This is a genomic window from Akkermansiaceae bacterium, assembly GCA_024233115.1.
GTDB lineage: Bacteria > Verrucomicrobiota > Verrucomicrobiia > Verrucomicrobiales > Akkermansiaceae > Oceaniferula.
Map to the genome: position 1 here is coordinate 232,742 of JACKQB010000006.1, position 23,351 is coordinate 256,092.

Annotated in this window: 13 protein-coding genes; 2 read left to right on the forward strand and 11 right to left on the reverse strand. The window is 55.0% G+C overall.

Annotated elements, in window-relative coordinates:
• Positions 1-101: 101 nt before the first annotated feature.
• Positions 102-728: a PEP-CTERM sorting domain-containing protein gene (locus H7A51_17095; GenBank protein MCP5537936.1), complete on the reverse strand. Its 627-nt coding sequence runs from the start codon at positions 726-728 to the stop codon at positions 102-104.
• 212 nt (positions 729-940) lie between these two features.
• Here H7A51_17095 and H7A51_17100 point away from each other — a divergent pair, with 212 nt between their 5' ends.
• A complete protein-coding gene (locus H7A51_17100; protein ID MCP5537937.1) occupies positions 941-2,890 on the forward strand; it encodes a hypothetical protein in 1,950 nt (649 codons plus the stop codon).
• 50 nt (positions 2,891-2,940) lie between these two features.
• Positions 2,941-3,603 (forward strand): response regulator transcription factor, encoded by a 663-nt coding sequence (locus H7A51_17105; protein MCP5537938.1) that lies wholly within the window; start codon positions 2,941-2,943, stop codon positions 3,601-3,603.
• 235 nt (positions 3,604-3,838) lie between these two features.
• Here H7A51_17105 and H7A51_17110 read toward each other — a convergent pair whose 3' ends face one another.
• From H7A51_17110 to H7A51_17155, 10 genes are all read right to left on the reverse strand, one after another.
• Positions 3,839-5,290, reverse strand: a complete 1,452-nt coding sequence (locus H7A51_17110) for a sulfatase (protein MCP5537939.1) — start codon at positions 5,288-5,290, stop codon at positions 3,839-3,841.
• A 30-nt stretch (positions 5,291-5,320) separates the two neighbouring features.
• Positions 5,321-7,663, reverse strand: coding sequence for a hypothetical protein (locus tag H7A51_17115; protein MCP5537940.1), 2,343 nt, complete (start codon positions 7,661-7,663; stop codon positions 5,321-5,323).
• Positions 7,664-7,730: 67 nt separating this feature from the next.
• Positions 7,731-9,122, reverse strand: a complete 1,392-nt coding sequence (locus H7A51_17120) for a sulfatase (GenBank protein MCP5537941.1) — start codon at positions 9,120-9,122, stop codon at positions 7,731-7,733.
• A gap of 30 nt (positions 9,123-9,152) precedes the next feature.
• On the reverse strand, positions 9,153-10,595 hold the full coding sequence (locus H7A51_17125; protein MCP5537942.1) for a sulfatase-like hydrolase/transferase: 1,443 nt from the start codon (positions 10,593-10,595) through the stop codon (positions 9,153-9,155).
• An 11-nt stretch (positions 10,596-10,606) separates the two neighbouring features.
• Entirely contained in the window at positions 10,607-12,490 is a 1,884-nt protein-coding gene (locus H7A51_17130; protein ID MCP5537943.1) for a right-handed parallel beta-helix repeat-containing protein, read from the reverse strand.
• Positions 12,491-12,550: 60 nt separating this feature from the next.
• Positions 12,551-13,792, reverse strand: a complete 1,242-nt coding sequence (locus H7A51_17135) for a hypothetical protein (GenBank protein ID MCP5537944.1) — start codon at positions 13,790-13,792, stop codon at positions 12,551-12,553.
• A 95-nt stretch (positions 13,793-13,887) separates the two neighbouring features.
• Positions 13,888-16,731, reverse strand: a complete 2,844-nt coding sequence (locus H7A51_17140) for a hypothetical protein (protein MCP5537945.1) — start codon at positions 16,729-16,731, stop codon at positions 13,888-13,890.
• Between the two features lie 29 nt (positions 16,732-16,760).
• A complete protein-coding gene (locus tag H7A51_17145; protein ID MCP5537946.1) occupies positions 16,761-18,302 on the reverse strand; it encodes a sulfatase-like hydrolase/transferase in 1,542 nt (513 codons plus the stop codon).
• Positions 18,303-21,719, reverse strand: a complete 3,417-nt coding sequence (locus tag H7A51_17150; GenBank protein ID MCP5537947.1) for a glucosylceramidase — start codon at positions 21,717-21,719, stop codon at positions 18,303-18,305.
• A gap of 13 nt (positions 21,720-21,732) precedes the next feature.
• On the reverse strand, positions 21,733-23,235 hold the full coding sequence (locus H7A51_17155; protein MCP5537948.1) for a sulfatase: 1,503 nt from the start codon (positions 23,233-23,235) through the stop codon (positions 21,733-21,735).
• Positions 23,236-23,351 lie beyond the last annotated feature (116 nt).

The window sequence follows — 23,351 nt, forward strand, 5'->3', positions numbered from 1 at the left end:
TACCCCTGCACACCGTTCCGACCGAACCTTCACTCACTCGACAGAAAACGCCTCCAACCGTGGAAGGCTGAAGGCGTTTGCGTATGTGAACAAAGAATCGTTTACCTGCGGCGGCGCAGGACCAGGGCAAGACCGCCGAGGCCGAGCAGGGCTGTGGTGGCTGGCTCGGGGACGGCGGTCACCGTTAGCGTTGCGGTGCCATCGGGAATATCCCACTGGTTAGCCTGTTTTGATTTCGTAAAGCGAAACACAGCATACTGATTCGTGAAGCTATCACTGGCGATCGCATTGGCGTTATAGGATTTATTAGGACCGGTTGATTCGGCGCCGCTGTAGACGGTGGTAACGGTGGCGGCTCCGGCCCACGCGGCCCCATTCGCCAAACCTGTCGCTGTTCCATCCAATGTGGCGTCGGCAACCGTGCCAATGTATTCGATGGTCAAATTATTAAGTACCGGATTGTTGTCTTGAGCACCCAGGTTGAAGCCGAGTGAAAAGGTGGAAGCCTGGAGTTGAGCGACACTGTATGAGCTAAGATCAAATGTCATCAGGCCAACGAACTCGATTGTAGTACTGGAATTCCAGCCAGCCCGGACAACGGTAGCGTTGACGTTGTCTCCGCTATTATCAAAGTACGTTCCGTCAGTGTTTACGGAAAGCACGGCGGCGTTTGACGTAGCAACTAGCGCCGCAAGTGCCGTCGCAGTGAGCAGTAGTGTTTTCTTCATTGTGTTTCTATATTTGGTTTATTTCTGTATAATACGCAACACACCCCCACCAATTTGGATCACGGCTGTAAATGATTGGCAAGAATTGTAATCTTGAAAGGGGAATATGCACTATTCTGCGATACTTGTAAGCTAGGTGTTTTCCTAGGTGCCTCCCGGCTTGTGGGGAATGCCCGCTTTTTTTTCTACCCCATGGACATGAGCCTGGCAGCATGATAGCCTTCCGTCCAGCGATGCCCCGGTTCTCCATATTGCTGCTGCTAAGCCTGCTCCCGGGTCTTTGTATGGCAGAAAATGACCTGTCACAGGCAAGCACGGATGATCTGGAAGACCGGCTGGAGAAAATTGAAACCGAGCTCGATGGGCTGGCCCGTTTCACGCTGCGCAGTGGGGTCGGAAATATCGGATGGTTCTCAGAAATACAGAAGAACCCAAGGCGTCCTGAGTGGGCGGAAATCCGCTTTTCAGAGAGCCGCCAGTTTGACCAGATCGTTCTGGTTCCCGTTCTCTGGATCGATGCGGGAAAAGGGCCACAGGCGGACGGTTTCCCCACGGCATTCAAGATCATCGCCGGGGCTGATGGTGACACCGGGGGGCGTGTGATCGCCGAAATGGGGCCAGGCGACCCGTTCCTGCCACGCATCGCACCGCTGGTGATAGATGTGCCCCCGACAAGCGCGTCCTGGGTGCGCATCGTAGCCACCCAGCTCTCAGCCCACAGCAGAAACGGGAATCGTATTTTCAAACTATCGGAAATCATGCTCTTTTCCGGACAGCACAATGTCGCCCTGCATCAACCGGTGCGGGTTTCATCGAACGTAGGCGGCTGGGGAGAAGCCGCCATTTACAAGAAAGCCCTCGTGGATGGGTTGACGCCCTTTCTCATGGATGCCGCCACGGAGGAAATGGGCAATGCCTTCGTGACCTCATCCAACCGCGATGTCCCATTCACCTTGACGGTTGATCTTGGAAACAACCAACCGATTGATGGCATCCGATTCCATAGTGCGCTCATTGATGAATACGTGCCCCAAATCAATTCCTCCGACTTCGGCATGCCACGACAATTCACGGTCAAGGGAGCTAAGCGGGCGGATTTTTCCGATGCCGTAACACTGCTGGAGTATCGGCGCGATTCGGTGTATCAGGCGGGCAATATTCTGGAACAGCGGTTTCTGAAAACCGAATGCCGCTACGTCAGGCTCACGGTGCCCAAGGGCGGGTGGTCACTCGATGCCAAACAAACACGGCGCATCATCAGCCTGGATGAGATTGAGGTGCTTGCGGACGGACTCAATGTGGCCCGGGGGCGACCGGTTCATTTCCCCAGGAGAACAAGCTACGGGCGCGCTGGAAATGAACTGCTGACCGATGGACGAAACCATTTCGGGCGTATCCTACCCATCCGCGAGTGGATGGGGCAGCTGGCCAGACGCCATGACCTTGAAATCCAACAGCCACAGGTCGCCAGCGCATTGAACCTGAAATACGCCAAGCAAAAGGCAAACCTGAGACGCATGTCCTGGCTGGTGGCATTGCTGGCGGCGGGAATCGTCTTCGTCATTCTCATCGACCGGATGCTGCGCTTGCGCGCCGTGCTCAAAGTGCGCGAACGAGTCGCCGCCAACCTGCACGATGAACTCTCAGCCAATCTTCACGCCATTGTCCTGTTAGGCGACATGGCAAAAAAACACATCCAATCACCGGGCAAACTCAACGAGGTGGTCGACCGGATGCAACAAGTGTCCAAGCGTAGCCGCATCGCAGCACGCCACTGCGCGAACATGCTGCAGTCGGACTCTCTCTGCGAGGATCTGGTCAAGGAGATGAAGTTTTCAGCCGAGCGCCTGCTATCCGACACCAGTCACGAGATAAGCGTCGAAGGGGAAACCTTGCTGCAACAGCTTTCCAGACGCAAACGCAATGACCTCTTTCTTTTCTACCAGGAGTGCCTGATCAACATTGCCCGTCATGCGGAGGCCACGTCATGCAGCACCCGATTGATCGCTACACAAACAGAAATATCCCTGACAGTTTCCGACAACGGCCTGGGCATCAAGAAAGTCCCCCCCTCGCTGAAACGGCGGGCGCGCCTGCTCCGGGCCCATGTCATCGTCGAAACTCCCGAAACTGGTGGAACCCGCATCATTCTAACCTTATAATCTAAAGCGGGCCAAGACCAACTTACTGCCAATTATCCCCCCCAACAACGATCATGCAGCCTATTCGTATTATCCTCGTCGAGGACAGCCCGGCCTACCAGGAAGTCATCACATTCGGACTAAGTGATGAACCGGGAATCAAGGTCATTGACCAGTTCAACACCGCCGACGCCGCCATAAGATACTTGCGCCAGCTTCCCGCAAACGAGCAACCTGACATTGTTCTACTCGACTTGAACCTACCGGGAATCTCAGGTCTGGATGCCATCCCTCACATCAAGGGCTGCTCGCCTAACACTGAAATCATTGTCCTCACTGAATCCGAACAGGAGGCCGATATCCTGGCTGCGATCAGCTCCGGCGCAGTCGGTTACCTCTTAAAAGAATCCTCCTTGGATCAAATCACGGCGGGAATCCGGACGGTGATGACCGGCGGTGCCTCGCTCGATCCCGTCATGGCGCGCTACCTGCTCGACAACCAAAGAGCCTACGTGCCAACAAACAACGAGGAATCCCTCTTATCGCCGCGCGAAACAGAGATCCTTACCCTGTTAGCCGACGGCTTACCCCAGAAGCAGATCGCCGAAGGTTTGAAGATCAGCCCTAAAACCGTGGATTTCCACGTGGGTCATATCTATAAAAAACTGAACGTTCAAAATGCTCCGTCGGCCGTTGCCAAAGCATTTAAGACCGGCATATTCCCCCGAAAATAATCCAACCAGCATTCCAGTATACCAGCAACGCATGCTAAACCCACACTCATTTCAGTTCGATGGCATTACTTACCTTTTCCTTTTTACCGGTAAACTTTACATGTATCTGCCATCTGTTTCCACTCACCCTTGGGTGAGAGTGCCCTGCTAACTGTGACGGCGGTTTGCAACCGCCTGGTCAATGCTTCTATAGGTCTTGGCGGTTATCAACCGCCGCCACATGCGGATTCCAGGATTATTGGGGCTTCGCGTTTTTCTTATTCTTCACACGCTTTTTCTTTTGAGGCGGAACAGCCTGGGCTTCGCTGGAAAGGGTGCGGCGTTTTGCACCGAAGGTGCGGGCGTTGGCACCGAACTGATCGTGGTCGCCAATGTCTTTTTTCGCCTTCTCCGCCAGCTTCATCAACTCGGCGACAATCTCCGGGTTTTCGCCCGACACATCGTGCGCTTCTGAGATATCCCTATCGAGATGATACAGGCGGGGAGATTGGATTCGGATGGCATCGGTTTTCTTGATGTGGTTTCTCCACTTTGTAGCGATGCTTCCCTGGACCGGTTCGGTGTGCGGCAGCATCAGCTTCCAATTTCCTGAGCGCACGGCACGCAAGCAGTCGTGCTGGTAGTAAAAGTAGCTGCGCTTGAGGGTTTTCACCTCACCGCGAATCAATTTTGAAATATCGACACCATCAATCACACGATCTGTCGGAGCGGTAGTTCCCGCCAGCTTGGCAAGGGTCGGCATCAGATCGATGGTAGCTGCAATCGCATCGGTTTCAGCTCCCGCAGGCACCTTGCCGGGTGCACGGATGATACAGGGCACACGCAGGCCGCCTTCCCAGCAGGAGGTTTTTGCGCCGCGTAACGGATCGGCATGACCGCCGTGATCTTTCCGTATCCACCATGGTCCATTGTCGCTGGTGAAGATGATGTAGGTGTTCTCGTCGAGGCCGAGCTCCTTCACCTTGTCAAGTACACGGCCGACGTTGTAGTCGAGCTCCTCGATCACATCACCGTAGAGTCCCCCTTTCGACTTGCCTTTGAAATCCTTGGAAGCGGCCAGCTTGGTATGCGGCATGGAGTGCGCCAGATAGACAAAGAACGGACTGCCTTTGTTCTTTTCAACAAATGCCAGCGCCTCGTCGGTGTAGCGTTTTGTCAGGGTCGCCATGTCCGCCTGTTGATCGATCAGTTCCGTGCCTCGAATGAGGGTCACCATACTGTCATTGCTACTCGGCGTGCCGAAAAACGTATCAAATCCCTGGTAAGTCGGGAGCAACTCCTTCTTGTAATGGGACGGATGATGTCCGGCCAGATCCCACTTGCCAAAGGCGGCCGTTGCATACCCCTGCTTTTTCAACACCTCGGCAATCGTGATCTCCTCTGTGTGCAACTCCGGGTGAATCGAATCCGGGTCGGCCTGACGGGCGAAACGAAGCGGATAACAGCCGGTCATCAAAGCACCACGTGAAGGGCCGCAAACCGTCTGCGCATAAAAACCGGTAAAGCGCATCCCCTCTTTCGCCATCCGGTCGATACGCGGTGTCTTGATATCCGGCGAGCCATAACAGCCGAGGTCTTGATACCCCTGGTCATCGGTGAAGATGATGATGAAGTTCGGCTTTCCCTGGGCAAAGGCACATGCCGTCGCAAGCAGGGCGGTGAAGATGATGATGGCGGTTGTTTTCATGCTTGATGAGTGTGTTCTAATAATCTGGAGTCATCGATTGGGTCTTTTCAGATGTTTGTTGGTTGCCAGGACATACACGGGTCCGAGGGTGATATACTGCACTCTCAGATCCGGCGTGTTTGAGCCGGCGGCGGTTGTTGTTGTAACCGAGTTGCTCCCCTTTTTGAAAATGAATGCCTTGGTGACTACCGGCAGGCTGCGCAGCTTGTTCCAATTCTTGTCATAGACAGTCGCCGCACCGCCCCCCTCGAATTTCATGTATTCGTTGGGTTCGATGATCCCCTTGACGGCCAGCTCGCCGCCGTCCACCTTGATAAGTGGATCTTTCAAAGCGCCGGCGCCCTCCATGACATGGATCACCACCTGCGGCTCCTGCGCCTCATTGGGGTTCAGCAGCTCCATACTGGCTCCAGTCCGAATGTGCTGGAAACGGGGCACCGCACCCCACTCCTGGTCAATGGAGAACGGGGCGTCTTTTCCCGTAGTGCGCCCCATGACCCGGTGCGGCGTGTAGATGAATTGACCATCGGCGTTCTTGCCAAGCACCAGGACATCCTCACCCTGGTAATGGTGACCGTTTTTAGTCAAAAAACCGGCGACAAACTCCGCATCCGCATCGTCAAACACCGGGGCCAGTTCGACCCAGTGTTTGAAAAGCTGAAACGCATGACCGGTCAGGCCGTAGCTCTTCAGTGTATCCAGGCTCAGGCTGGCACCGCTTTGTCCTCCCAACAACGATGCCCGCCGACTTCCCATGGTGATCCCATCCATCACATCAAAATGCAGATCCAACATACTAACAGCATACTCGGTGTGTTTACGGCCTTTTTGATGGAGCCGTGGCCCGACCCGGATATCGCGATACCCGATAGCCCCGCTGATCGCCCGGGCGGCACTGAACTGGTGCTCAAAATTGGCCGGCAAGTTTCCACCCACCCTGCTGCCGGTAACGGGCTGGTCCACCCGACTGTAAACGTAGTCGGTGAAATCACGGACATACCACGGGTATTGCCCCATCCTGCCGGTGCCGTCAAAGTGAAGATGCCCGACATTCATCTCGTTAAGGAAGTCACCGTATTCGCCGCAAATTTCCTCGGCCAGACTGTCGGGTTGGCCAAAATCGTCCTCGAAATTAAACGAGCCATTGACCTCGACACATCCAGCCATTTCGGCGCCGGCTTGGTGTGCCTTCGCGGTGCTGCCACCGTATCCGCGCGAGCATTTTTCCAGAACCCACACACCATCTTTCCCATAGGTGGTTTTTTTCGCCCGGATGATCTCGTTGCCAACCCGCATGAATACCTCATCCCTCTTATCGAGGTATTCCTTTTCGACACGAAACCGTACCGTCGTGGCGTCAGGATCAATCGCCTCCACCAACTTGCCGGAGGCCCAGCACATGATCCGCTTATCCACAACAGTGGGTGAAATGTATTTTTTGTAGTACTTATCAATCTGGGGGCTGAGGCTTTTGAGTTGTAAATGGATGCCACGGGCCGCCAGGTAATCACTGTAAGCGCGCAGATCGGCTTTCCCGTTTGGAAAAACACGGGGGTCCACCGCAACCATGCTTTGTCCACCGACCCTCCAGTCCTTGGTAAACATATACACACGATTGGCTCCGCTGGGAATGACATAGGCCTCGGTCATTGCGTAGAGGTCTTCCAGGTTTTCTGCCGCGACACTTACCTTGGCGATGGTCGAAAACTTTTTCACCCACTGATCGACCCATGCCATCACATCGGCTTCGGTCCAGGTCTTCCGGCCTGCCGGGCGCACCATGTGGCCGGCCTGGCTCTGGGCCGACCAGATCTCCGCCAGCACCGCATCACGGGCGCCCCCCCGCAGCGTATCATCGTAAAGCACCACACTGCCACGTGTCCCGTCGGGCCGGGGCCGACCCCAGAGGTAGGGCCATTGGAGTTCCAGCTTCTTTTTTCTACGACCACCGGTATCGACGGTCATTAAATCATTGAGCGTGTACGCAGCGATCTGCTTGGCATCGATTACCAAACCCAGGCTGTGATCCCGGCCGTTCCCGATACCCCGGGCCTCCAGCAAATGGATCGCCACATGCTTGGGATAGGTATCAACCTGGAAAAGAAAACTTGGTGAGCCGCGGGGATGCGACACCTTGATCTTGTTTCCCGTCGTCTCAACCTCACTCAGGTGCACATCGGCATTTTTCCCACCTCGCACATTGTGAAGATAGAACCCGGATGACGATTTCGATGGCAGCAGATGCTCCCCGCCCAACACCAGCGCCGAGACCCGACCGGAGCCATCAAAACAGAGTTCCGATGCGGCTTGGGCGGTCAACGGAGATAACAGACTTATGATGACAAAAACCCTTATTCTAAAAAATGATTTCACGGTGGTTTACGATGGTGATGTTGTTGCAACGGCGCCCAGTTTGGAAAACAGGCGGTCGTCTCGATCTCTATTGCTTACCCAGAGGTACCGGATTCTCGACTGAGCCCGCAGGCCGGACCTTGGCTTTCATGTCTTTTTCAAATCCTTGCATCGCTGCTTTCAACTGCTGGACGACTTCAGGGTGTTGGGCGGCAACGTTGTTCTTTTCGGAAATATCTTCATCCAAATGATAGAGCGCCTCCTTGCCGTCGACGATACGGAGTTTCCACGACTTCCAGCGCACCCCCTCAAGCACCCCCCAATGGGCATAAAAGAAATACTCATGCGGGCTGTCGGCTCCTTTTACTAGTGCCGGCATCATGTCCTTGCCATCAATCACGAGATCATCCGGCAACTTGGCACCACTGAGCTTGGCAAATGTGGGCAGCACATCCATCGCCGTGAGCAGTTTGTGATTTTCGACACCTGCGGGAATTCCCTTCGGCCAGCGGATTACTGTGGGCACACGTTGCCCCCCCTCCAAGGTGCTACCTTTTTTTCCACTCAAGGGATTGGCGGAACCTTTGGCTGGACCATTGTCCGATGTAAAGAGCACAATGGTGTTTTCATCGATCCCCTGCTCCTTCAATGTCTTGAGGATCTCACCAACCGACCAGTCGATCTCATAGATGGCTGTTGAAAAAATACCTGGCTTACCAGCGCCATTGACCTTGAGTTGCTCGGCGTATTCCTTTTTCATTTCAGGCGACGCCGCAAGTGGGCCATGCGGGAGCGGGTGTGCCACGTAGAGGAAAAATCTCTCGTCTTTGTGCCGTTTGATGAAATCAACCGCACGTTTGGTGATACGCCGGGTCAAGTAGTCCGCATCCGGATCAAGCTCGACAACCTTCTCACCTTCTAACAATGGAAGTGGTGGAAACTTGAAAATCCTCTGGTTCTTATGCTTCGGATGAATGTCATGGCTGTAGGGAATACCAAAGTATTCCTCAAAACCCTGACGGGTCGGCAAGAACTCGGGCTGATCACCCAGATGCCACTTGCCGAACATACCCGTCTTGTAGCCTGCGGATTGAGCCACCTCGGCAATCGTCAGCTCCCTGGGGTTCAGGCCCCGACCATCCCCTGCCAGACAGACGGGAAACCGTCGACCGGCAGGGACATGCTTCATTTTGACCGCAATCGACGACGGCACATCCATATCGATGCGCGCCGGATAGCAGCCGGTCATCAGTGCCGCGCGCGAGGGTGTGCAGAGCGGAGCAGCAACGTAAAAACTGGTCAGTCGGGCCCCTTCCTTCGCCATCTGATCGATGTTTGGCGTATAGACGTGCTTGCCACCAAAACAGCCCAGGTCGGCGTATCCCTGGTCATCGGTGAAGATGATGATGAAGTTCGGCTTCTGGGTGTCGGCCGAGAGACTCACCGGAACAAACATGAGTACAAGAAACAGAAATTTCATGGGGTTGACTATAGTGATCATAAGGTTTTGTTAGTATTGTTGTTTTTTGCCGCGCTTCTTCTTCCAGTCGGGTGTATTCAGATTTCCTGGGTAGGCATTCGCAGGGCGGTCAGTGCCGTCCTGATTCCAGTCGCCAAGCTCCTTGCGGGTCTTTGCCGCCATTTTTTGTAGTGCATCGGTTTGTTCGGGATGGGCTTTCGACAGGTTATTCTTTTCAGCAGGATCATCTGTTAGTTTATTCAACGCCGGATGGTTGAGGTTCTTATAGGCACCTTTGTTTTTCGCCCAATAGACAAGGTTCGCAGAATTGCGTGGCAGGTGTAGTTTCCATGGCCCACGGCGAACCGCTTCGAGCGTCAAGCCATTGTAGTATGCAAATTCTGTGCGTGGGCTTTTGTCGGTAGCCCCCTTCAAGAGCGGCATGAGATTGTAACCGTCGTATTTTCGATCCTTAGGTAAGGATGCTCCACTGACAGCAGCAATGGTCGGCAGGAAATCCAGCGCCGCAACCATCTCCCCACTCACCTGCTTTGCGGGGATGTTCCCGGGCCAGCGGACCAGCGCCGGCACTCGGTGCCCGCCCTCCATGGTGCTGTATTTCCCCTCGGAGAACGGCTTTGCCGAGCCGGCCGGAAGCCAGGGCCCGTTGTCCGAGGCAAAAATGACCAGCGTCTCTTTTTCGATACCCAATTCCTTCAGTTCATCCAAAACGAGCCCCACATGGTGGTCCAGTTCACGCACCATGGCAGGCAGCACGGCGGGATTCATTCCACCTTTCTTCTTTTTATACGATACCCACTCGGCATCGGTGCAAAACTCTTTGTTAGGCGACCAGGGGCCGTGCACCAGATAGTGCGCGAGGTAGATGAAAAACGGTTTCTTTGCCGCCTGTTGTTCCTTCATGAAGGCAATCGTCGCATCGGTCAGTTTCTGATGGGCCTGGGCAAACATGATCATCCCCTGCGGCTCTTCGTTGTGCAGCCATACGTTGGCTTTACCGACCGGAAAATTATACAGGCTGCCCACGTATTGATCAAAACCCTGCTTGCGCGGGGCATACCATTCCGGCTCGCCCAAATGCCACTTTCCAAACGCGGCCGTCGCGTAACCCTGCGGTTTGAGAAGTTCGGCAATTGTGATCTCGCTCAATGGCAGGCCGACGTGTTGGTTCCAATCGACATCCCTCGGGTTACCATTCGGGCAAACCGGCAATCCGGCACGCTGTGGATAGCGACCGGTCAACAGCGCCGCACGGCTAGGAGAGCAGACATTGCTGGCCGACAGGTAATTGGTAAAGCGCATGCCGTCGGCAGCGAGCTTGTCGATGTTAGGTGTTTTTGTGACCGAGCCATAACAGCCAAGGTCACCGTAACCCATATCATCCACGCAGATGAGGAGAATGTTCGGTTTTTCTGCAGCGAAGCTGATCGCAGTGGTTAACAGCAAGGCGAGAAGGCATAGTTTGATTTTCATATTATTTCCGTTTAGTCTCTGGGTTTTCTTTCGGGTTTTTTCTCCCTTTGCTTACGCTTCTTTTCAGTTTCCTCCAGCTTCTTTGCCTGCGATGCTTTCTCCTGCTCCCACTTTGCGCGATCCAGTGGAGGGAAGATCTTCTTAAGTTCGTCCAAAGAATAGGCATTGCGATCATCAATCGTTAGATATTTTTTCTTGGATGGATCGACAGGGCCAAGCACGACTTTGGGAACTTCCCGATCATAAAACTTTCCTGCATCCAGCGGCGGGCATGGGGTGTTATCCGTCAGCAGCAAATTAACCCCCTCCTCCGTCGGAGCTGGAGCCAATTTGTTCTGCTCTTTAGAATTGTTCCGGTAAACAACCCCGACTCCTCCACGGCGGCGGAACTTTAGTTCACTGACGTTGTCGTGGGCGATGACACCGGATGTGCCGTTATCCGAATAGACCGATCCGGCGGCGTGGACTCCGAAGCCCTGCCCCTTGAAACCGGTGAAGGTGTTGTAGGCGATCACCTGCTTGAGCAGTTCCGGATACCCTTGGGTGTTCACATAATAGCCACCGACATCGTGTGACGCGAGATAAGCGATATCCATGACCAGATTGAACCGGATATCAGATTCCCTACCGAACCTGCCGACACCAAACCCACGCTGGCCGCCGTCGATTCCGGAATTTCCAACCCGGCGGATCACATTCCTGAGCACATGGTTGCGCTTGCCCCATACTTGCACGCCAGCAGTCCTCCGGCCCAGCCAGCCGATGTCTTCAATAAGGCATTGTTCGAGAATGTTGTCTGATCCCTCGATCCGCACACCCCCACCCCAGCTGTGCGCGATCCGGTTGCGCCACAGACGGTTTTTTTCACCCGAAACATAGACACCACACGAGGCGTCGACCCGACCACCGTAATCGGTCGCAGTAAACGCCGTCCAGGGAGACGGATAGAGAACCACACACTTGCGGACCTCGCAGCCGACCGCATCATCCATCCGGATCGAGGCCGCCTTGAAATGCAGTCCCTCGACAACGATGTGTTTGCGCTCGCGCAGGTCCAGTCCCCACAAACGATGCCTGATCTCTATCGTAGACTTGTCGGTGGTGCTTGTTTTCGGCGGATGGAAATAGAGGCGTTTTTTATCCGGACTCCAGAACCACTCTTCGGGCGCATCAAGGGCGGCCAGACTGTTGATGATGTAGCCCCTGCCAGTGCCCATCCTGGTGGTGTTCTGCTTGTTCCACGCGCGATGGCCGAATGCAAAGATGTTCAGTGTATCGCCTTTGGACGGCAGGATCAGGCCGGTGCAGGATGTAAAGGGATTGCGTCCGTGCATACCCGAATAAATGCCGCCCTGGAAATGATTCTCCGGAAAATCCTTCACTGCGGGAAACTTCACAATGCTCTGGTCGGGTGCCGGCGGCATCAGGATTTCCGTCGGCAGGTAATTTTTCTTGTCGGTGGCCAGCAAGGTCTCCTCCTCACCCATATCCGGGAAGCGTGCCACCTTCATGCGTTTGCCATCGACAAAGATCTGCCACACTTTTTCAGATGCGGGAATCGTCATGATTCTCCCACTATACACATTCCACGTGTCCTCAACGATATCACAACCATTGATTTCAACCCGATCGTTTTGATACGGCCTGAAGGTTAGATCATCCGTCTTCGGAGCCATGGTCTCACGATAGATACCGGCGTGGATCAGGCAGTGATCGCCGGACTGCATGACTGAGGTGGCTTTGCCAATGGTGAGGAACGGGGCGTCCAGCGATCCGGGATTCGAGTCGCTGCCATTCACCGCCACATGAATCTCCGCGGCATGGATCATGCAGGGTGACATGAGCAGGCTCAGCACCCAGCCAGCTTTCAATTTTTGATGGATGTTCGATTTCATATGTCTGCTTGTTACATGAGCAAATACCCAGGACTAACAGAGCCTAAAGACCTTCGTGAGCTATTGTTTGATAAATTCACACGTCCCCTTCCCAAGATCGAGCACAACCTCGACATGTTTGAACCTACGTCTCCAAACGTCACCGTTTCTTTTTCCATCTTCCTGAGGTGGCCCCAATGGCATACTCCATTCTGGGAACGGCTGCACGTTTTTAAACAACTCCGTTCCCGCATTGTTAGCTAACGGCTGCACGGAGTACTTCAAATACGAGTGTTCCCCCGCAGCGATCAGGAACATGGCCAGTTTGAAGTCGAAATAGGCATAGATCTCCGCCAGTTCATTCTGTTCTTCGGGTTGCAGCTTGTTCCAGAATTCAGGCATCGCCTTACGCGCCTTGTCCTGTTTCTGGGCCAGCGTGAGTTCCTTCACCGGGGTGGGTCGCTTTGCACTGACCGATAAGCGGATCATTTTTCCGGCTTTGGCGGCTTGTTGGATCAGACTGATCCCCTTGTGGGCATTCGCCACATAACCACCACCGGGGCGCTCAAAGGATTCAATGTAGGCGCAGTGGATATAGTCCATCACATAGGGCATGTTTCCGCCGGGCCGGTTCACACGCAGAAAATTTCCAGTCAAGACAACCTCATCGGCATACTCATCCCGGCACTGGGCGAGCAAGGGTTTGAGGCCTTTTCCCCGGTAGTCTTTCCATACCAGCTTACCTGCGTGGTCAACGTGTTTGCCTCCCCGCCTGCCGCAATCGAGTGCCTTGACCAGGGCGTCAATAAAGAAACTCTGCCCCTTTGCGCCGCTTTGGATCTGTTTTCCCGCCTCGTCGATCCACCATTGGCGCATACCTGGATCCAGCAGGTTATAATAAGGACAATCACCACCGACCACCGGTTTACCCTCGGCCTGATACAGATAGTGCTCAGGGTTCGTCTTGAAGTGTCCTTTTTTCAGACCCTTGCTGTCGTAGTCTTTTTCCAGGTTCATGTATCCGACGCCATACAGCCTGTTAGGATACCTGGCCTTGAATTTGTCCAGCGGCCCTGACACGCCGATGACTTTGGACGCCTTGCAAATGATATCGATTTCCTTGTCCGTGAAGTTGCCCCTCTTTCTCAGGTAGAGCCATCGCTGGGGAGTTTCCCAGGAGTATGGTGAGATTTTCTCCAGATGCTTCGGCAAATAGCCCATCATTTCTTCCGGAGTCATCGCTGTTGCTGCGGGACCGACAGCAGAAATCGATGCGATGGCTAGTATCAGTGACTTGGTATGGCTGGGGTTCATGGTTTTCACGCGATTTGGATTTGTTGGGAATTTCATATCTAACATTACGATGATTATAGCGGGCTCCTATTTAGATGAAATGAAGATGTCTATTTTCAGCATAGCTATACGAATTCGATATTCACACTCTGGCCAGCCTTCAGGCTTAGCCCGTTTGCAAAACTCAGCACATAGCGTCCAGATACCTCCTTAAAACCAACATCGATCGCCTTGCCATCGACCTCGCCCTTGGCACCGCTGGCGCGTGAACCTTCGACCCTAACAAAAGACAGTTTATTCAAGGTCAACTGGCCATGACGCAGTTCCAGCATTTCAGACTGCTTGCCACCCACGACCTTCTGCGAGAAGCTGCCCCAACCTTCGGCCGCCGTAAACGGAGCCTTGAAGTCTTCGGGATGAATGCGCGGGGCGAATGCGAGGTATCCCTTGGGGCCATGATATGCATATCCGCAAGCAGCGAGAAAGATACCATAGCCGGCCATTGAACGGGCGTAGTGGTCGCCACACTCGATCTCATTGTAAGGGTTGCGTTTCGACGCGCCGTAGCGCTCATGCACAGCCTTGGTGATCGCAAGCCCCTTTTCGACGAGAGCGGAATCCGGTTCGCCTTCGTAAAGCATGTGGGCAGCGACCTGATACTCGAAGCCGTTCATACATTCGTTGAAGTAGCCGCCCACACTGGTGAAGCGGTTAGGGTTTTCCTTGGAGCGTAGTTTATTTCCGGGGATGGCATCCTTGGCACCACCCTTCGGCCAGGTTGTCATCAGCAAGCCCGCTTCACCCGGCATCGCATACCAGCGGAAGGCGGCCTCAATTTCCCGGTGGTCGATTGCATACTGCCCGGCATCCGGTGCGAAGTTATACTTCCAAATGCTGTTGAGCGCGGAAACGGTTTCCCGTTTCGGAATGATACGCCCCAACCCAACCTGGTGGGCCCAGGCCTGGCCAATAACCTGGTCGATATGACAGCCTTTGTTTGTGTTCAGCCCTTTGTTCCCCTTGGGTGGTTTGTGGATGAAATACTCACCGTCGAACACCTGGGCCACGATATTCTTGTAGCCACGGTCCAACAGCGTGCGGCAACGTTTTGCAAATGCGTCATCGCCCACTTCGGAGGCCATCGCTTCGGCGGCGGCCAAGGCTCCGAGATAAATACTGCTCAACCAACCCATCGGGCCGTGCCAGGCGGCGTCGAGGGTGTGGGGTTGTGATCCCTCCCACATGCCGTTGTCGTCCGCATCCTTGCTGATGAGGAACTCAGTGGCCAGTTTCACGTCTGGCCACAGCCGTTTCAGGAAGGTGTCGTCGGCTGACATCTGGTGTTCCCGGTAGACGCGCATGATACTGCCGGCCTGCCCGTCGAGCGCTTCTTTGCCACCTTTCCGATGGAATTCTCCGCGATCCATGATCATACCGGATTGGGGATCGAACCCGATACCGGCTTTGAAATCGACCTTCTCACGGAAGGCACGTTCGACCTCCGGGAAGATGCGTCCAAGAGCCTGGGCGTAATACCAGACGTGGGTGCAGGTGCCCGGGCAACATTCCACGCCCTCCCAACCATAGGGACGACCATTTTCAAAGTAGTGGAAAGTCTGCGTGGCCATACAGTCGAGTCCGATAAAGCTGCGGTCGAGCAACCAATAGGGCAGCGTGCTGTCGTACCAGGTCTTGTTCCAGGCCAGGGTATCTTCGAGTAACCGTTTGTTTTCGCTGGCCAGATACCCGGCAACCTCCTGCGCCGATTTGAAGTGATTGCTGTAATAACGTTTCCTGCCACGGAAGATATGGCGTGAATCCTGTCGACTCCCTTTCAGTGGTGTCGCGTCAACCTCGGCATAGTCTGGAAAAAACCAGGTGATTGCAAAGTCGACCGTCCTCGACTCTCCGGGCGCGAGGATGAAATGGGCAAACAATCCACCTGCCAATGGCTCATGCAATGCTTTGGTGGCCGACGAGACTTCCTCAGTCGGCGCCGCCTGGTCAACAAAAGCGGCGGCGCCTCTGGCACCATCGAGCGAGGTGGCCGCTTTGATGTTCAGACCCTGCTCATTCGGGCTGTGCAGCAGCGACAAGGTCATCGAGCCATATCCGTGTTTCTGCCCCAGCCCCGGCCCCTCGATGGTGCCCGACATGCTCGCTAGATACTTCGATTGCACATAGCTGTTGCGGCGTTTACCCCTCGCCGTTTTTGGCAAGTAGGGACAGGTGGCGTTCTGCAACCATCCGCCGAGATCTACCTCGACGGATTCTGCTGAGGGATTCGTCACCGTATAACGCATCACCGTTGCCGGGACCGCGGAATCCCTCGCATTGAGCGGAATGAATGGAGAAAAGGCTTGGAGCTGCACCGTGACCGGACAAGCCTCGTCCGCATAACTCACCTTGCCGACTGGATATTCGCCACGGAACTGCACATCGGAAAAGCCCTGACGATCCAGCGTCTTGGTGCCCGCCTTGGTGCGAAGCAGAAAGCCCTGGGTCACATCGACCCCATTTTGCGCGCTGTATTTTTCACCCTGCGCAACCGGTTCCGCATAGTGCCCGCCCATGGGAAAGGCGAGGATCTTGTTGCCCGGATTCGGAACCCGATGGTAGTTGCTCTTGAAAATATCCCAGAGCCAGAGTTTGCCGTCGCCACCAAGGTAAAGCTGGCCGCAGCCGATCCCCCCGATGGGCATACCGACATACCTGAGCTCCCCGCCACGGTAAACTTCGGCCGCACCGCGCTGCGTCAACGAAGCCAACCACTGTGGACTCAACTTCTTGTCGGCGGGGACGAGATGCTTGGCGACGTCCGCATTCGAAAACGGCCCCGCCATTGCAGGCAGCCTGGAAAATGTTAGACCTGCACCGACCAACGCACCGGCCCTGATAAAATGTCTGCGGCTCCAATCAGCCGCGCTCCGTGGATCATTGCCTTCATCTGAATTGCTACCTCTTCTCATGGCACCGCTAACTTGATCCTCGTTTGGGTTTATTGCTGTTGGGCTCGGTAAGCCTTTAGCTCGGCAGCCATCTTCTGCACCACTTCAGGGTACTGGTTGTAGAGGTTTTTCGCCTGGTTGACATCAGCTTCCAGATCATAAAGCTGTGCCGGCGGTGCGCCTTTTTTCAATTTTCCATGTACGATATCGCTGTTGGTCGACTTGACCAGCTTGGTGGCTGCCACGTTCCCCGCAAAACCTCCGTCACCTCTCGCCGGAATATACATCCATTTCCCTTTACGCAGCGCCATGTGGGTTGGTTTGTTAGGTGTCACAACCATTTCAGTGCGCAACGGCTGAGCCGGATCACCTACCAGGGCTGGCAGCATGTTGATACTGTCTTGTCGCTCTTCCGCACTGAGTTCCCGACCCACAACCATGGCAAAAGTGGCTTTTAAATCGACATGATTGAGCAGTTGTTTGGAAACCTTGCCCGACTCGATCCTACCGGGCCACCAGGCGATGAAAGGCACACGGTGGCCACCCTCCCAGATGCCAAACTTTGAGCCTAACAAATCACCATTGATCTTGTGCCCCATCTTGGCCGCCGCCTTACCGCCGGTGTTGAACATACCGCCGTTGTCGCTGGTGAAAATAATAAGCGTGTTATCGAGAACGCCCGCCTTTTGCAGGCTTTTCCTGAGTTCACCGACAATCCAGTCGAGCTCGTGGGCGAAGTCACCGTAGAGACCGGCCTGGCTGGTGCCCTGGAATCGCTTCGCCGGGGTAAACGGATGATGCACCTGGGTTGCGGCAAAGTAGACGAAGAAGGGTTTTCCCGCACGGCTATCAATCCAGCCGGTGGCTTTCTGCGTGAGCATGGTGCCGACCTCATAGTCATCGAACAGTTCGTGTGCTTTGTTTTGTCCCTTGTAGGGGTTCGGTGTCCGGTGGCCCGCCTCCTTGGGAAGCTTCGACATCGGGTGGGCGCCCTTGCCTTTCCGACCGACGTCAACGATCGGATCATCCGGATCGCTGCCGTAAAAGTGGTCATTCTCGACGTAGGCGTAGGGTGGTGCGCTGTTGACGACGGGCATACCGAAATAATAGTCGAATCCCAGATCCTGTGGCCCGGGGCGCAGTGGCTCCTGCCAGTCGTTTTTTCCCTTTTTAAAACCGAGATGCCATTTGCCAAAAGCGGCTGTATCGTAGCCTTGACGCTTGAAAACATCGGCAATGGTCAGTGTTTCGGTATCGATCAGCATGGCGGTATCGAGGCCGGTAGGATTCCAGATTCCCTCGCCCCCACGGGCACGAAACGGATATCGCCCGGTCAACAAACCATAACGCGATGGCGTGCAAACCGCCGAGGCCGAATGGGCGTCGGTGAACTTCTTCCCCTCAGCCGCGAGTTTGTCGATGTTAGGTGTCTGGATCCTGGTCGCGCCATAACAACCCAGGTCCCCATAACCCAGGTCGTCGGCAAAAATGAGCACCACGTTAGGTGGCTTGACCTCGGCAGCGGACAGTAGACTGGCTGCCCATACAGCAACCGTGACGCTCGCGGCAATTGGTTTGAATCCCAGGTTCATTTATGCAAGTTGGATTTGAATATCGAGTGCCTCATCGGCCTTGATTACGACGGGACTCTGGAACTTCAAGCGCAGGTCGCCACCGTTGGTGTCGAGCTTTGCCATCACAGCCTGGCCAGCCAGCTTCACTTGGGCCGACTTGGCTTGTTTGCCATCGCCTGCTGATAGAACCACCTGTTTCAAAGCAACTTTGCCTTCAGCGATCTTGATGGAGGCGTTCAGCTGGCTGGCGCTGCGTTTCTGGGAGAAGAGGCCGTAACCTTCCGCCACAGTGAAGAAACTGGCGTGAGCCTCGGGTGTTAGAACAGGGCGAAAACCGATACGTCCTGCCGGGCCGTCGTAGCTGAACCCCTGGAGCGCGAGCAGCGCCGACCAGACACTGAGCGAGCGACCGTAGAATTTGCCACACTCGTCATCGCCAAACGGGTTGCCGGAGTAGCCCCAGGGGCCATTCTTCACCTTGGAAACCCCCTCGGTGCGCAGTCGGCCGTTGTAGCGGTCGAAGATCACCTTGATCACCATCAGGCCTTCTTTAAGCATGCCGTTCTGGATCAGGGTGGCGGCGGCTCCATACTCGAAACCGGTCATCACCTCGTCACCGTATTTCATGCCGGGGATCGGCTGCGGGTTCTTCGGCCAGGTGATCATTTTCATACCACCATCCTCGACCTCGCAGTACTGTCGCGGCTTAAGCGAGTGGCCGATGAAGTTGGTCAGGAAGTTGTATTTCAGCAGCGACTGCATCGCCTTGCGGGAACGCTCCTCCGGGTAGTTGCGGTCGATATCCAACTGGTCAGCCCACCACTCGCCGAGGATCTGGTCGATGTGACAGCCATCGAGATAGTCCTGGGTGCGATTTTTCCCCGGCTTCTGGATGTAGTATTCACCGTTCCAGAGGCGTTCGTTTTGCAGTTTTTTTCCTGACTCGCGGATCTTGCGGTATTCGGTGGCGGATCTTTGGTCGCCGACGGTATCGGCCATGCGTGCAGCTGCTTCGAGAGCCGATAGATAGAGCGTACCGATCCATGAGGAACAGCCCTCGAAGGCACCATCCAGAGTATTGTGCTGGACTGTCTCCATGTAGCCATCGCGACTAGGATCGTAATGCGAGATACCCCAGTTCATGGCCTTTTTCACCATCGGCCATCTTGACTTGAGCCAACTGTCGTCGGCGGAGCAGAGGTGCTCGCGATAGGTGTTCAGGATACCCCCGAACTGGCCGTCGGCTGCGGTCGCCCTGCCGTCATGCCTGTTAGGCATCAGGCCGTCGTTGACCTGCATGCTGTAGTCCTGGTCGCGCATCTTGCGGCCGAGTTCCGGCAGCAAGCGGGCGTGGGCCTGGGCGTAGTGCCAGACGTGCGCACAATTCCCGCCACAACAACCGGCGGTTTCATTGCATCCTTCCCAGACGCCAAAGTATCCATCGGCACTCCACCAGCAAGTCTGGCTACGCAAGACCGCCAGTTGCGAACTCATGCGATCGAGTAACCAAACCGGCAGCGTGGACGCGTAGAGGGTGTCGTGGAATAGGCGCGTGCGTGCAGTCAGGCTCTCGAGATTCTGCTGGATGTAGTCGGCAACCCCTAGGGCGCTCGGCCACCAGTTGGTGTATTGCTGGCCGGAGCTCGACCAGGCTGGCCCCTTCGCCTTCCCTTCGCCCTCAAGGGAGATGCGTTTGCCGCCCGAGCCATGTTTACCCGCCTTGAAATACCAGGTGAGCACGAAGGTGACGGATTTGCTTTCTCCGGGCGCGAGTTCGAGTGGTGCCGAGAGTGCGCCGTTCACCGTCTGGCCGGTGGCGGATACCTTTGACTTGGCGGGACCATCCAAGACACCGCCGGAGGAAACGGCGGCGTGCAGGGACTTGGCGGAATCCCACTCTGCGGAGCCACTTGCCCCCTCGGCCCGGGTCATCAGGACCATGTCGGAGTTATCGATACCGGCACGGGTCATGTGCAGCAGTGTCGCGTCACCTTTTTTCACGATCTCGTTCTGATTTTTTCCGAAATTGTCACCCTTGCCCTCGGCGAACCCGAGCGCATTCTTCTGTGCGGCGAAAACGTCGACCTTGACCTTGCCGGGCGATGTGTTTTTTGCCGTCACGGTGTAAATGGCACACGGGATCGCGGAGTTTTTCAGATCCATCGGGATAAACGGATTGAAGACCTCGAGTTCGACCTCGACCGGTAGGGCGGGCTCTTCGAAACGGTACTTGCCCAGCGGGTATTCACCTTCGAACTTCAGCGACTTCATTGCGGAGAACGGCCCGACCGCTTCGGTTTGCAAGGCGCGGACGACAGGCTTGGCACCGGCGGCTTGGGCGCGGATCGCGAGGAAGCTGTTGTCGATTTTCGCCTCGTTGAAATTACAGGCAATCTGCCAGATGGCGGGTTCCGCCTTGCCGTTGAACTGGATTCCGCCGGCACCGATGCCACCGACGATGAAATCGATCGCCCCGAGACGCTCGCCCTCGTAGACGGTCGTCTTGCCGTGTGAAGTCAACAAAGGGTCGTTGAGAATTGCCCGGGCCTTGGCCTCCCGGACTGCATCACGCCTGGCTTTCACCTCCGCCACGATATCTCCTTCCACCTTGAGCTTCTTCTGCCACTCCGGGCCAGCAGCTTTGAGATGCGACTGGATCTCCGGAGCTGTTAGCCCACGTGCAAAGCAGGCGACTTCGTCGAGAGAAATCTTGGTCGACCCCCAGCCATTGGAAACCGTCGTGCTGCCCAGTGTCATGGTGGTTTTTTTAGGCCCTTTACGGGTGTATTCATAAGCACCTCCCACCAGATTACACTCGTAGCCATCGACGTAGGCGCGCACATCCAAGTCAAAGCTTGTTAGAGCAAAGTGATACCAGCGACCTACTTCGACCGGTTGATCCGTCGGCAGATTGATCTCGGTAACCACCATGCCATTGGCATTCTGATAGAGGAGTTTTGAAAGGTCGTTTTTGACACCGATCACGTAAAGTGCCTGCTTGCCTTTGCTTTGCGCAATGATCACAGGATTGTCGTTGCCCTTGGGTTTGGCATCGATCTTGAAAAAGAGTTCGAGCGTCGTGGAGCGGCCTTTCAACTTGTCGGCACCCGGAACGAGGATGGACGCATTGGGTTCGAGGCTGATGGCTTTACCATCGATTGCGCCATCAACAAAGGTGGTCGCCCCACTTGCCTTGGCATTTGATTTACCCAGCACATCGACCAAATTGCCATCAAAACGCCAGTGACCACGCAGTGTCTGTTCGGCCCTCAAGGCCTTGGCATAGGACTCCCGACTACCCGCAGCCATCAGCGGCCCAGCCGTTAGACCGGCTGCAAATGACCCTGCAGCCACCAAAAAACGCCGACGGGATACGTTTGTCAGGGAAAACGGCGAGTTGCTGTCGTCGCGATTGCTTTCAGGCAAGATCTTCATGATTGGGAACAGGTTATTTTGATTGATTACGTTTCTTTTTCTTGTTAGAATTCTTCGCTCCCTTGAATTCTGTTTTGGCACGGCCTTTTTCCTTATCCGACAGCTTGCGCCAGTCGGTGACATGGTTGCTGACGACAGGAACCTCGGGGAAGAGAGAGCCGGTCGGGCGCTGTTCGGAGCCGCGCTGCATGTATTCGCCGAGTTTGGGTCGGGTTTTTTCCGCCAGTTCCATCATTGCGGCAACGCGCTCCGGATGCTGGGCCGCGACATCGTTCTGTTCCGCGACATCTTTTGCGAGGTTGTAGAGTCGGGGCGTTTGGATCGGCTTTTGTTTGTTCATCGACCAGAAAGGAAACTGTTTTTTCTCGCGCGGCAGGTGCAGTTTCCAGTCGCCGACGCGGACACACTGCAGGTTTTCGCAGTTGTAGTAATAAAACGGCTTCTCGGTCGAACGGGAGATCTCGCCTCCGGAAAAGAGAGCTGTCAGGCTGACGCCGTCGTAGATGCGGTCGGTGGGCATCGGAGCATGGATGATTTCACTCAATGTTGGAAACAGATCCATGGCGATCACAGGAACATCCGACACCGCAGGCTTGATTTTTCCTTTCCAATAGAGGATAAACGGCACCCGGTGCCCGCCTTCTAACGAAACATACTTGGTGCCGCTGTAGGGCCTGGAATACTTGGCGGAGGTTGGGCCATTGTCCGAGCTGAAGATAACCAGGGTGTTTTCCAGAATGCCGTTTTTCTCCAGCGCCTTGAGCATTTCACCGATCCCCCAGTCGGCCTCCTGGATGATATCGCCGCGCACGCCGTCATTCGACGAACCTTTGAACTTTGGCCCGGCTTTGTAGGGCGTGTGCGGGTAGTTGTGGGCAAAGTAGATAAAGAACGGCTTGTCCTTGAAATCCTCGATGTGCTTCACCATGCGCGCGGTGTAGAGATCCGTCAGTTTTTCCAATGGAGTGCTGGTGTAGATCACTTTTTTCTCATCAAAAAACTCCGAATTGTGTCCCATGTTATCGGGAGCTCCGTAGTAGTGGTCAAACCCCTGATGGTAATAGGAAAACTTTTCCTCCTTGCCGAGATGCCATTTGCCAACCATGGCAGTGACGTAGCCCTGTTTCTTAAACTGCTCTGCGATGGTGATCTCTTCGGGGTTCAATCCGAGAAACCAATGCGCCTCCCTGTTCTGGTTAATGCCCATGTAGAGGCCGCAACGCTGAGGGTAGGCACCGGTTAGAAATGCCGCACGCGACGGCGAGCAGATCGACGCCCCGGTGTGAAAATCAATGAACTTGATGCCCTCCGCCGCCATCCGGTCAATGTGAGGGGTGTTTACCTTGGTTGCACCATAGCAACTCACATCGCTGTAGCCCATGTCATCCATGAGGATGAAAATGACATTCGGTTTTTTGGCTGGCTCTGTGGGTGTTGATGATTCCGCAGCTACGGCTTGCCCGGCCAAGGCAATAACGGATGTTAGAATAATCCGGGATAGTGTTTGTTTGCTCATTTTGGATTCTGATTAGCTCCCGGGAAAATATCTTATACGGTCTTATCCCGCCTCGACCGTAAAAACCCTCCGGAGGGTCCGGAGGGTTTTTGTAAATCATCGATAGGGCATTTGGT

What these genes read in the sequence shown, in the direction of transcription:
- H7A51_17140 (MCP5537945.1), bottom strand. Translation starts at nt 16,731, where the DNA reads ATGAGAAGAGGTAGCAATTCAGATGAAGGCAATGATCCACGGAGCGCG.
- H7A51_17150 (MCP5537947.1), bottom strand. Translation starts at nt 21,719, where the DNA reads ATGAAGATCTTGCCTGAAAGCAATCGCGACGACAGCAACTCGCCGTTT.
- H7A51_17130 (MCP5537943.1), bottom strand. Translation starts at nt 12,490, where the DNA reads ATGAAATCGAACATCCATCAAAAATTGAAAGCTGGCTGGGTGCTGAGC.
- H7A51_17120 (MCP5537941.1), bottom strand. Translation starts at nt 9,122, where the DNA reads ATGAAATTTCTGTTTCTTGTACTCATGTTTGTTCCGGTGAGTCTCTCG.
- H7A51_17110 (MCP5537939.1), bottom strand. Translation starts at nt 5,290, where the DNA reads ATGAAAACAACCGCCATCATCATCTTCACCGCCCTGCTTGCGACGGCA.
- H7A51_17125 (MCP5537942.1), bottom strand. Translation starts at nt 10,595, where the DNA reads ATGAAAATCAAACTATGCCTTCTCGCCTTGCTGTTAACCACTGCGATC.
- H7A51_17155 (MCP5537948.1), bottom strand. Translation starts at nt 23,235, where the DNA reads ATGAGCAAACAAACACTATCCCGGATTATTCTAACATCCGTTATTGCC.
- H7A51_17095 (MCP5537936.1), bottom strand. Translation starts at nt 728, where the DNA reads ATGAAGAAAACACTACTGCTCACTGCGACGGCACTTGCGGCGCTAGTT.
- H7A51_17145 (MCP5537946.1), bottom strand. Translation starts at nt 18,302, where the DNA reads ATGAACCTGGGATTCAAACCAATTGCCGCGAGCGTCACGGTTGCTGTA.
- H7A51_17100 (MCP5537937.1), top strand. Translation starts at nt 941, where the DNA reads ATGATAGCCTTCCGTCCAGCGATGCCCCGGTTCTCCATATTGCTGCTG.